The sequence below is a fragment of the Enterococcus sp. LJL51 genome, from assembly GCF_049894025.1.
In the GTDB taxonomy this organism is placed as follows: domain Bacteria; phylum Bacillota; class Bacilli; order Lactobacillales; family Enterococcaceae; genus Enterococcus_L.
The window spans coordinates 37,232-48,056 of sequence record NZ_JBNEQE010000024.1 but is presented as its reverse complement, the minus strand read 5'-3'; the positions used below and the strand labels follow the sequence as shown (position 1 = coordinate 48,056).

Below are 10,825 nucleotides of genomic sequence, written 5' to 3'. Positions count from 1 at the left end.
TTACTCGTTCGTTTAATCAAAATCAATTCGATGCGATGGTAAGTCTTGCCTATAATTGTGGTACTGGAATTTTTACAGTAGATAATTGGGATAGAAATGCTTCCGATAGTTACATTACGGAATCCTTTCCTAATTATATCAACGCAGGATCAGAATTTGAAGAAGGTTTACGGCGGCGGCGTCAAGAGGAAATTAATCTCTTTAACACGCCGGTAAGTGGGAATGAAACAGGTACTGAAACAGAAAATAAAAATCAAGGAGAAGATGATATGACAGAATTTGTAATTTTATATGGTACAGGTGTGTTTTATGTTTGTGGAACCAAAATGAAGTTACTAACTCAAACAGAGTGGAGTGTACTACGTTCTGTTTATAACCAAGTAACTGCACATAAAACAGGTAAAGCACAAGACATCAAAATTATGGATTGGAAAAACAATAAGGCTACATTTGATGCTTATGTCGGTATTTGCGGCGGCTATACAACATAAAAAATATACTAAAAGTCTGGGACAGAAAAATCCCAGATTTTTAGTATACCTAAATTTGTAAAAAACGCGGGCTAAAAATAACTTCTTCGATAAAAAAACTATTCTGTTTCATCTATGAATTGAATAAAAACTTCTTCAATCATATCCCTTTCAGCGCCTGTTTTGATTTGCTTAATTTTCCCTCTGTACCTTGAAGATAAAGAAAAAGCTAAGTCCTTATCTATCAAGGGCTTAGCTCTTATATTAGCTACCTTCTTCTTCTTCACTCATGAAGGTATTGAAGACTTCTTCAATCATATCCCATTCAGCGTCTGTTTCAATTTGCTGCAGCTCGCCTTCTGTTCCTCCATCGTTTTCGATGTAAGCATATGCTTGAAGCTCAACATCTTCATCTTCAGGTACTCCTGCTGGATATAAAAGAACGTAGTTTTTACCAAATTCTTCCTGACCATCAACAGTCAGCAGGATTTCATATAGCGTTTCATTTCCTTGCTCATCTACTAATGTGATATGCTCATGTCCTTCGTGGTTATGTTCTGTCATCATTATCTCCCTTTCTTTATTGAGAAAGCTGCTATACTTTTTTATCATTGACAGCTTCTCTAAAAAAATTTGACAGCTGCTTTTTAGCTGGCATACCAGTATTTTACAACTGCCTTCTCTATTAGTAATTTCGTACACTGCATTAGTTGTTCTTGCCCGCACCATCTAAGTAATTCTGCAAAATCATCACAGCAGCAACTTTATCTATTACTTTCTTTCGTTTTGCTCTAGAAGCGTTTGCTTGTTCAACAAGCATGCGTTCTGCCTGAACCGTTGTCAAGCGTTCATCCTGATAGACAACAGGAAGCTGAAACAGCTCCTCTATTTGCTTACCATAAGCCATAGAAGCTTCTGCTCTAGGACCAATTGAATTATTCATGTTCTTAGGCAGTCCTACGACTACTTTAGACACTTCATATTCTTTAATTAGCTCGCCTAAACGCTCAAAACCGAATTGTCCTTCAGCTTCATTGATTCGGATGATTTCCACGCCTTGAGCTGTCCAGCCCAGCAAATCACTGACTGCCACTCCGACTGTCTTTGAGCCCACATCAAGTCCCATTACTCTCATTGAAGGTTAATACCATAGCTTGACAAGTAGTGCTTTACAAGCTCTTCCATAATTTCATCCCGTTCATGACGTCGAATTAAGTTCCGCGCATCCTGATAACGAGGAATGTAGGCCGGGTCTCCAGAAAGCAAATACCCTACAATCTGATTGATAGGATTATAACCTTTCTCTTCTAAAGCCCGATATACGGTAGCTAGAGTCTCACTCACTTCTTTTTTCCGACTTTCATCAAAGTCAAAACGTACTGTTTCATCTGTAAAACCCATGTATCTACACCTCTTTTCTTTCTATTCATACACATTCATTCTACTAGAAACTATGTAAAACTACAAATAAAAATTCATTTAATCCGAATCAATTTAAGTAAATATTAGAAAAAAGATTGAGCGGTTCCCTTTAGAGAACGCAACTCAATCTGATTTTTTATAAAAACAGCTATATGTTATATAACACTTGTCTCTTTCATCACATTAGCCAGCAATGCCTTTTGTGCATGTAGTCTATTTTCTGCTTCCTGGTAAATATAAGAATGACTGCCATCTATAATATCCGCTGACACCTCTTCTTCTCTGTGCGCTGGCAGACAATGAAGGAACATATAGTCAGCTTTTGCCTGTTGGACTAGCTGTTCGTTCACTTGATACTTGTGAAATGCCTTTACCCGTTCCTCCTGCTGTTCTTCGTCCCCCATACTTGCCCAAACGTCTGTAACAATAATATCAGCTTCCAAGACTGCCTCAGCAGGGTTTTCAGTCACCACAATTGTACTTCCTGAGACTTTAGCGTATTCTTCTGCAAGTGAGATAAAGGTCGGCTCGGGCTGATATCCGTCAGGAGAAGCAATTGAAATATCCATTCCCGCGATACTTCCTCCTATTAAAAAGGAGTGAGCCATATTATTGCCGTCGCCAATATAAGCCAGTTTCAGCCCCGTCAGCTTCCCTTTCACTTCATAAATAGTCATGAAGTCAGCCAATACCTGACAGGGATGGTGGTTATCTGTTAACCCGTTAATTACTGGAATGTCCGCTTCATCAGCCAGCTCCTGAACCATTTGATCAGAATATGTCCGAATCATAATGCCATCAACATATCCAGACATGACTTTAGCAGTATCCTTAACCGGTTCTCCCCTGCCCATTTGAGTAGATTTGCTGTCTAGAACAATCGCTTGACCTCCTAATTGAATGATGCCGGCTTCAAAGGATACACGTGTACGTGTGCTGTTTTTTTCAAAAATCATTGCTAGTATTTTTCCAGACAGCGTATCCTTATAGTCCAATGGTGCTTGCTTCATTTTTATTCCAAGCTGAATAATTTGATGAATGTCTTCCTTTGTTAATTCTGTTAAATTTAAAATACTTTTTCCATATAAGGCTTCACTCATTCTCCAATTCCTCCAATACCTGACAGATTTTTTCAATGCCAAAAGCAAGCTCTTCCTGCGTAATAGTCAGCGGCGGCAGCAGCCGCAAGACATTATTTCCTGCTTTCAAAACAACAATTTTTTCGTCAAGCAGGTTTGCTATTGCCTTCTCCAAACATTCCGGGCTAGCTAATTCAATACCAATCATTAACCCTTTTCCTCTAACTGCCCGAACATTTTCTGTATCAATCAATCGGCTGCTCAAGTATTCAATTGCTTTTTTTCCCTTTTCAGTAACTTCTGATAAAAATTCAGGCGAGCGAGTCCATTGCAGTACTTCTTTGGCTACACTCATGCCTAATTTATTTCCACCAAAGGTTGATCCGTGACTGCCTGAACCAAATGCTGAAGCAAGTGTAGATTTTCCAACCATTGCACCAACAGGAAAGCCATTGCCAAGCCCCTTTGCCAAGGTAAAGATATCCGGTTGAATGCCCCATTGCTGAAAGGCATAAAGACTGCCGGTTCTACCAATTCCAGTTTGAACCTCATCAATTATTAACAAAATACCTTTTTCCCTACAAAGCTGGGAAACCTCTGCTATCCATTCTTTTTCAGCTGGGATAATACCGCCCTCTCCTTGAATCAGCTCAAGCATGACGGCTGCTGTTTCTTCATCTAGTGCCTCTTTCAAATCAGCAATGGAATTATACGGCAGATAAACAAATTCGGGCAACAGAGGATAATAGCCTTCATGAATTGACTTTTGGCCAGTAGCACTTAAAGCGCCAAAGGTTCGTCCATGGAAAGATTGTAAAAAAGTAATTATTTTCTTTTTCCCAGTAGCTTTTCTGGCTAGCTTTATAGCGGCTTCATTTGCCTCAGCTCCGCTATTACAGAAATAGGAAAGATAGTCTTCCCCGTCTGCCAGCAGCTTTCCTACCTCTTCCTGCAGGCTATTCTCATAGAGATTGGGCGTATGCCAAATTTGCTCCGCCTGTGTCTGCAAGGCTGTATTCAATACTGGATGATGATAGCCTAAGTTCATCACACCAATGCCGCTGGTTAAGTCAAGATAAGCATTTCCTTCTCTATCAAAAAGATGTTGTTTTTCTCCCCCTACAAATTCAATAGACTGTCTTTTATAATTAGGAAACAAATGGGTCATAGCACACGCTCCTTCCCTAAAATACTCGTTCCGGCTTTTAATATGCTATTGGTAATATAGACCGTATTTACTCCATCTCTAATCGCTTTTTCAGCACTTTTTACTTTAGGAATCATTCCCCCTGTAATCGTTTCTTCTTCGATTAACTGATCAATCTCCGTTAATGCGATTTCTTCAAGGAAGTCTCCACTCTTTAGAATCCCTGCAACATCGGTCAATAAATATAGTGCTTCTGCATTAAGCGCCGAAGCGATATGGCAAGCTGACTCATCTGCATTAATATTTAACCAATTATCTGAGGTTGTCATCCCTAATGGAGCAACAACTGGTATATAGTCTTTATCCAGCAAATCTTCCAGCAAGGTTGTCTGAATTTTTGTGACTCTTCCTACATGTCCTAACAGCTCTTTATCCAGATATTCCCCTAAAATGATTTTTGCACTAGAAGTATTCAGCCCGACAGCTCTCAGTCCTTCCTGTTGAAAACGACTAGTAATCATGGGCTGTACTTGACCAATTAGTACCATTTGACTGATTTTCAGCACCTCATCCGTCGTCACCCGCAGCCCATTTTTTTGGCAGACAGGCACATTCAACTGAGTCATCATACTAGATATGTAATGACCGCCGCCGTGAATAATAATCAATTTCTTTCCCTCTGACTGCCAAAAATGAATTTGTTCAAAAAAACTCTCGGTCAGTGTATCACTCGCTGTTCCGCCTATTTTTATAACAATTAAATTATCCATGGTTATACTCCTTCTTCACGTATGATACAGTGCATTTATTTCTACATATTTATAGGTCAAATCACAACCCCAGGCAGTTCCCTCATTTTGTCCATCGTGAAGATTCACCGTAATTATAATCTTCTTCTGTAAAAGAATTTCCTGCATTGCTTTTTCGTCAAACGGTTGGGGCTGACTTGCAAGCAGCACAGTCTGATTGCCGATACTGATATCCACCTTTTCAGGATCAATAGAAGAATCTGCATAACCAATCGCACAGATAATTCTCCCCCAGTTAGGATCAGCTCCAAACATTGCTGTTTTTACCAGAGAAGAACCGACAATTTTTTTTGCAATCATTCTGGCTGCTAAACGACTGGAAGCATTTTGAACTTGAGCTTCAATCAGTTTCGTAGCCCCCTCCCCGTCCTGAGCAACCATCTTTGCCAGCTCCTCCATGACCCGTCGCAGCATGTTTTTAAAAATCAGGCAGGCTTCAGTATTCTTTTGGATCTCTGGTATGCCTGAGGCACCATTTGCCAGAACTAGAAGCATATCATTTGTAGATGTATCTCCATCTACAGTAATTTGATTAAACGTACAATCTGTCATTTCTTTTAACATATCTTGCAGCAGCAGCTTAGAGATTGCCCCATCTGTTGTAATAAAAGCCAGCATCGTAGCCATATTCGGATGAATCATTCCTGAGCCTTTGGCAACACCAGCCACCCTTACAGTGTAGCCCTCTATCTGCGCTTCCAGTACAATCTCTTTTGTTTTAGTATCCGTTGTTAGAATTGCTTCATGAAAAGCCTCCGGTGTTCCTTCCAGTACACTTAACTCTGAAATTCCGGTTGCTACCTTATCCATTGCCAACTCTTTACCAATCACACCAGTAGAAGCAACTGCAACTTGATTTTTAGAAAGTCCAAGCTTTTCAGCAGCCAGCTGCTGCATCTCTTCAGCATGCTGTAGCCCTTTTTTTCCTGTACATGCATTGGCATTTCCAGAATTGACAATTACAGCCTGAAGTCCGCCATTTTCCAATGCCTGTTTACTAACTTGAATAGGTGCTGCTTTAACCGCATTTGTTGTGAATACTGCCGCAGCAGTTGCAGGCGTATCTGAGTAAATCCAGCCAATATCCTTACGTTTTCTTTTAAGCCCACTATGTACGCCGTCTGCATAAAACCCTTTGGGCGAAGCAATTGTACCAGTAATCTTTTTCATTTTCATATCTCCCTACGGATAGATTGGCAGCTGCAGCAGCCCGGCTGTCTCTGGAAAACCAGCCAGTAAATTCATATTTTGAATAGCCTGACCTGCTGCTCCTTTACCTAAATTATCGATAGCTGTGACAATAGTCACTGTATCTGTTTCCTCATTTACTGCCAGACCAATATCGCAAAAATTGGTGCCGACTACCTGTTTTAGTGTTGGAAAAACATTGTTCTTCTGAATTCGAATAAACGGATGATTCTTATAACATGTTTGATAACAGTCAAGCAGTTGATTGGTTGTCTGTTTTTCCTTTAGCTTTCCATAAGCTGTCATAAAAATCCCTCTTGTCACCGGAATCAGCGATGTTGTAAATTGAATGGCTTTCAGCTTAGGCGTCCATTGTTGAAATTGTTGAATAATTTCTGGTATATGCTGATGTGTATTTACCTTGTAAACACTCATGTTTTCATTTGCTTGAACAAAATGACTTGTTGGCGCTAGTGCTTTGCCGGCACCTGAAAGACCCGATTTTCCATCAATAACAATAGAATCTAAAATGATCTGATGCTCTTTTAACAGAGGAGCAAACGAAAGCTCTGCCGCCGTTGCATAGCAGCCCGGATTAGCAATAAACTTTTTTGACGAATCTGTCCGAAACTCAGAAAGACCATAATCAAATTTTTGAATCCAAGGATAATGTGTTTCATCACTGTGGTACCATTTTTCATATGCACCTCTTTCTCTCAAGCGGAAATCACCAGAGAGATCGATAACAGGAAAATCATTTTTGATAAATGGCAGTGCCAGTTCTTTGGAGAAGCCTGATGGTAATGCAAGGAAAACGACATCACTTATTGCCATTATACGTTCATGATCAATAGCCTCTAAAGGCAGCGACAGTAAACCTTGTAAATAGGGATGTATCTCATCAATAGGCTTTCGCTCTGTTCGGCTGTGAACAGATACTAGCTCGGCATAAGGATGGGCATGAAGATAGCGAATCAATTCCAAGCCGCTATATCCTGTTGCACCAATGATTGAAACTTTCATACGTTTTCACCTCATCACTTTCATTTCTCATAAAAAAAGATGTTTTTCACATTATAATTTCAGAAACACAGTAAGTCAATGGTTTTTTATAAGTTTTATTCAAAAAAAACAGAAAAATTATGCATTTTATACCCTGAAAAATTGAATATTATTCTAAATTATGCATTTCATATACAAAAAGAAAATATAATAATAATATGATATCTTCCATTCAATACTGATAACTGATGTTCTAAAAGTAGCTTCTTTGGAGATAAATTGAACATATAATGAGAATCGCAAGGAGCTATTTTCTCTTATTTCACAAAGCAGAGCATTTGGGTCACAACCTCCTCGAAAAGCAAAAAAGGTATAACAAACGTAGTTCTTTCGGAAATTATCCGAGCCCGCTTGTTATACCTTTTTTCAAACTATCCAACGGCTATTCTAAAACCGCTTTATTGAAGCTGAATGTACTAATTAATCATAATAGTATTCTCTATTTTATTTTTCTTTGTTTTAATCTCTAAATGGTTTAACATGCATATCTATCAAAAAATATTGAATGATTACAAATAAAATTGTCCTACAATCAAAAGTACTAAGATAACGATTCCCGGTAAATAGTTTGAAACTCTGATTTTTGTTAATCCAAGAATATTCAAACCAATCGCCATAATCATCAAGCCGCCAATTGAACTGATGCCAATCATCAACTGATCCAATAACTCTTTTGGTACATACTTCATTAGCAGACTTGCAGCTAAGGTGATTATTCCCTGATAGATTAACACTGGAAAAGCAGAAAACAGGACACCTACACCTAGTGTTGCGGTCAACATGATTGCCATAAAGCCATCCATAACGGATTTTGTAAATAACGTTTGATGGTTGCCGGAAACGCCGCTTTCAATTGCACCTATAATTGCCATAGAACCTATCAAAAAAATCAGCGTGGCGGTAACAAAGCCCTCTGCGAAATTACTTCCTGGTTTCGCAAACCGTTTTTCCAAGTAGAGACCAAACGTATTCATTCTGTCTTCTATTCTGAAAAACTCTCCCATCATCGCTCCTAGACACAAGCTGATTAAAATGAGGATAAATGAGTTTGCCTTAAAAGACATCTGCAGCCCCAACGCAATAACACCTAAACCAATCCCCTTGGTAACTGTGTCTTTCGTTTCTTCTCGAAGATTCCGAAGGACGGCACCAGAAAAACTGCCGATAATAATAGCTAAAGCATTTACAATAGAGCCTAATAAAATCATTTTTTCCCCTTCTCCAAAAGAGAGCCGCTATCTTCCCGCTACAACTTCTCTTTTTCTTCCGTTTAATATGACCTTATTATAGCACTAAATTTTCAGAATATTTCATCTAAATTACAGAAAAACTACTTAGCAATAAATCTTTGATACACTTCTTGATTATAAACCTTATCCAATTCTCCAATGTACTCTGTTGGCTGTCCAGGGCGAATAAATCCATGCTTGAACTGATAAAGCCCATCCTCGTTGGTTAAGTCGAAAACACCGCCAAAATCATAGGCTTCCTTTCCTTCTGCCAATGCCCACTTAATACCTTCCCAGTTCATTAAATAAGGAGCCATCAGAACTTGATTTTCATGTGTACTGCCGGCGTACATGTACCAAACCTTATTTCCTGATAAAAAACAGAGACCTCCTGCATCAGGAACACCATCGATTAAAATCAAAATGATTTTCATTTTTCCAGAGTCTAAAAACGATTCAGCCAGACGGATAAAATAGTTTCTCGGACGATAGGAAATTCCATGTCTTCTGCTTGTCGTTTCATATAATGTATAAAAAAGAGCCAAATCTTCCCAGTCAGAAGAAACCCTGCTTGTTAGTCCTTTTTTCTGAGCATAACGGATACGGTACCTTGTTTTTCCATAAAAACTGCTTAAAATTTCTTCCTCAGTTCGTCCCCTTAGTTCCAAAAGCATATTGTAGCGGGGCTGAATTGTTTCCTTTCCAGCCACTTCCCGATTTCTCACCAATAAATTGGTTTGTTTAAGTGCTAGATTTAGTTCCTCAGAATAAGGAAATTCAGGGTCCATCCGCAGCAGAAACACCTTTCTTTTTGCCAGTTCAGCTTCTGCTTCTTCAACTAATCGTTCTATGTACGCTATAGACACTTCGTTCATCACAGGTCCTTTTGCCGCGTAGGCAAACGATTCTTCGCCCATATTTTGAATCGTTAAAATCGACATAGCTGCTACTATTTCACCTGCCTCCTCCAAATAAACATAGAGAGGTTCCCAGTTATTTTTTACATGGCCCCAGTCCGTTTCCTGAGTAATTGAACTAAACCGGGCAGTTTCTATAAATTGATTGTATCTCTCACAGGCTTGCTTATCTTTATGGTTAATCACAGGCATCGTTTTTACCATCCTTTATTCTTCTTTTAAAAGAGAATAACAAGGCTAACTAAAATTAAACTTAAAATAATACGCTTCATAAAAGAAACAGCAAGACGTCAAATTGTCTTGATAGGATAAAAACTGAACGAGCTTGGTCAGCCCACAAGCAAATGGACTTGGCGCTTTTTACCAAGTCACTTCCGTCCAGCTGCCGAAATCACTCGCTTCGTTTCTTTTTATCAAAAAAAGAACTTGAAAAAAACCAGAGATTCTCTGTTTTTTCATTCCAAGCTCTTCATTTTTATTCAGTTTTTTCTTACCAGAAAATTTGACGTAGTACCAAAATAGAAAAAAGTGTAAGACAGGCTTCAGCGTCCATTCGTCTCACACTCTTTACTAATCTTAAATTCAAATAAGTGATTCATTTCAAGGCTATTTTAAGATGTTCGTCTCTCTACTCTTAATAGCAAACTAAATAGAAAACAGCTCCGTTGATGCCTCAGGATCAGTATCGTAAACATTGAACGTATGCCCCACACCTAATCCGTATTCGGTTAAAATGGAGCTCATAGCCATCTGAGCTAGTTCTTTCATGTTGTTCTCTTTGCTTAAGTGACCGAGGTAAATTCTTTTCGTTTTCGGTCCGATAACATCAGCCATTACCAAAGCACCGTCGTCATTCGAAAGATGTCCCTGATCTCCTAGTATCCGCTGTTTCAGACTCCACGGATATGCTCCTGCACGAAGCATGCCCAAGTCATGATTGCTTTCAATAAGGTAAGCATCTGCATCCCGTACTGTTCCACGGAGGTGATCACTACAATACCCTGTATCTGTCAAAATAACAAACGACCGGTTTTCCTTATAAAATCGGTAAAACTGGGGTGCCGCCGCATCATGGGAAACGCCAAAGCTTTCAATATCCATATCCCCTAAAGTTAATACCTTGCCCATTTCAAAAATATGCTTTTGCCCAACATCAACTTTTCCAATCATCGGATCCATTGCCTGCCAAGTTTTTTCATTTGCGTAAACATCCAGTTTATACTTTCTAGCTAGAACACCCACTCCATGAATATGATCTCGATGCTCATGAGTAACCAGCACTGCATCTAAATCCTCCGGCTTACGATTAATTTCCGCCAGCAGAGAAGTTATTTTCTTCCCGCTTAAACCAGCATCAACCAAAACTTTCTTTTCCTTTGATTCTATAAAAAGGGAATTGCCTGTGCTGCCGCTGGCAAGAATACTGACATTAAATGCATTTTCCTGACTCATTTCCTACGCTTCCCTTCGTTTATTCTCTACAGCAATCTATTATACAATTA

Annotated in this window: 12 protein-coding genes; 1 reads left to right on the top strand and 11 read right to left on the bottom strand. The window is 39.2% G+C overall.

What is annotated here, in order from left to right:
* On the top strand, window positions 1–491 hold a 491-nt coding region (locus ACPWSO_RS16650; protein WP_426084716.1), incomplete at its 5' end, for a glycoside hydrolase family protein.
* A gap of 243 nt (window positions 492–734) precedes the next feature.
* Here the strand turns inward: ACPWSO_RS16650 and ACPWSO_RS16645 are convergent.
* The 11 genes from ACPWSO_RS16645 to ACPWSO_RS16595 form a co-directional block, all read right to left on the bottom strand.
* Window positions 735–1,034, bottom strand: a complete 300-nt coding sequence (locus ACPWSO_RS16645) for a DUF1292 domain-containing protein (protein ID WP_426084718.1) — start codon at window positions 1,032–1,034, stop codon at window positions 735–737.
* A 142-nt stretch (window positions 1,035–1,176) separates the two neighbouring features.
* Complete coding sequence (gene ruvX / locus ACPWSO_RS16640; protein ID WP_426084715.1) at window positions 1,177–1,605, bottom strand: Holliday junction resolvase RuvX; 429 nt, start codon at window positions 1,603–1,605, stop codon at window positions 1,177–1,179.
* Complete coding sequence (locus ACPWSO_RS16635) at window positions 1,602–1,871, bottom strand: IreB family regulatory phosphoprotein (RefSeq protein WP_426084714.1); 270 nt, start codon at window positions 1,869–1,871, stop codon at window positions 1,602–1,604. The genes ruvX and ACPWSO_RS16635 overlap by 4 nt, the downstream gene beginning before the upstream one ends.
* A 176-nt stretch (window positions 1,872–2,047) precedes the next feature.
* Window positions 2,048–2,992 (bottom strand): ornithine carbamoyltransferase, encoded by a 945-nt coding sequence (argF, locus tag ACPWSO_RS16630; RefSeq protein WP_426084713.1) that lies wholly within the window; start codon window positions 2,990–2,992, stop codon window positions 2,048–2,050.
* Window positions 2,985–4,139 carry an acetylornithine transaminase gene (locus tag ACPWSO_RS16625; RefSeq protein ID WP_426084712.1) on the bottom strand — a complete coding sequence of 385 codons (1,155 nt, stop codon included), beginning with the start codon at window positions 4,137–4,139 and terminating at the stop codon, window positions 2,985–2,987. Before ACPWSO_RS16625 ends, argF begins: the two co-directional genes overlap by 8 nt.
* Window positions 4,136–4,888, bottom strand: a complete 753-nt coding sequence (gene argB / locus ACPWSO_RS16620) for an acetylglutamate kinase (protein ID WP_426084711.1) — start codon at window positions 4,886–4,888, stop codon at window positions 4,136–4,138. The genes ACPWSO_RS16625 and argB overlap by 4 nt, the downstream gene beginning before the upstream one ends.
* 15 nt (window positions 4,889–4,903) lie before the next feature.
* Window positions 4,904–6,097 (bottom strand): bifunctional glutamate N-acetyltransferase/amino-acid acetyltransferase ArgJ, encoded by a 1,194-nt coding sequence (argJ, locus tag ACPWSO_RS16615; RefSeq protein ID WP_426084710.1) that lies wholly within the window; start codon window positions 6,095–6,097, stop codon window positions 4,904–4,906.
* A 12-nt stretch (window positions 6,098–6,109) separates the two neighbouring features.
* The gene (argC, locus tag ACPWSO_RS16610) at window positions 6,110–7,138 is read right to left on the bottom strand and encodes an N-acetyl-gamma-glutamyl-phosphate reductase (protein ID WP_426084709.1); all 1,029 of its coding nucleotides are present in this window, start codon (window positions 7,136–7,138) and stop codon (window positions 6,110–6,112) included.
* A 548-nt stretch (window positions 7,139–7,686) separates the two neighbouring features.
* Window positions 7,687–8,385, bottom strand: coding sequence for a DUF554 domain-containing protein (locus ACPWSO_RS16605; protein WP_426084708.1), 699 nt, complete (start codon window positions 8,383–8,385; stop codon window positions 7,687–7,689).
* Window positions 8,386–8,507: 122 nt separating this feature from the next.
* A complete protein-coding gene (locus ACPWSO_RS16600) occupies window positions 8,508–9,527 on the bottom strand; it encodes a lipid II:glycine glycyltransferase FemX (protein ID WP_426084707.1) in 1,020 nt (339 codons plus the stop codon).
* Window positions 9,528–9,968: 441 nt separating this feature from the next.
* The gene (locus ACPWSO_RS16595; protein WP_426084706.1) at window positions 9,969–10,775 is read right to left on the bottom strand and encodes an MBL fold metallo-hydrolase; all 807 of its coding nucleotides are present in this window, start codon (window positions 10,773–10,775) and stop codon (window positions 9,969–9,971) included.
* Window positions 10,776–10,825: the final 50 nt, after the last annotated feature.

Bases quoted from the DNA above. Each gene is read 5' to 3' on its own strand.
- ACPWSO_RS16645 (WP_426084718.1), bottom strand. From the start codon at position 1,034: ATGACAGAACATAACCACGAAGGACATGAGCATATCACATTAGTAGAT.
- ruvX (WP_426084715.1), bottom strand. From the start codon at position 1,605: ATGAGAGTAATGGGACTTGATGTGGGCTCAAAGACAGTCGGAGTGGCA.
- ACPWSO_RS16635 (WP_426084714.1), bottom strand. From the start codon at position 1,871: ATGGGTTTTACAGATGAAACAGTACGTTTTGACTTTGATGAAAGTCGG.
- argF (WP_426084713.1), bottom strand. From the start codon at position 2,992: ATGAGTGAAGCCTTATATGGAAAAAGTATTTTAAATTTAACAGAATTA.
- ACPWSO_RS16625 (WP_426084712.1), bottom strand. From the start codon at position 4,139: ATGACCCATTTGTTTCCTAATTATAAAAGACAGTCTATTGAATTTGTA.
- argB (WP_426084711.1), bottom strand. From the start codon at position 4,888: ATGGATAATTTAATTGTTATAAAAATAGGCGGAACAGCGAGTGATACA.
- argJ (WP_426084710.1), bottom strand. From the start codon at position 6,097: ATGAAAAAGATTACTGGTACAATTGCTTCGCCCAAAGGGTTTTATGCA.
- argC (WP_426084709.1), bottom strand. From the start codon at position 7,138: ATGAAAGTTTCAATCATTGGTGCAACAGGATATAGCGGCTTGGAATTG.
- ACPWSO_RS16605 (WP_426084708.1), bottom strand. From the start codon at position 8,385: ATGATTTTATTAGGCTCTATTGTAAATGCTTTAGCTATTATTATCGGC.
- ACPWSO_RS16600 (WP_426084707.1), bottom strand. From the start codon at position 9,527: ATGGTAAAAACGATGCCTGTGATTAACCATAAAGATAAGCAAGCCTGT.
- ACPWSO_RS16595 (WP_426084706.1), bottom strand. From the start codon at position 10,775: ATGAGTCAGGAAAATGCATTTAATGTCAGTATTCTTGCCAGCGGCAGC.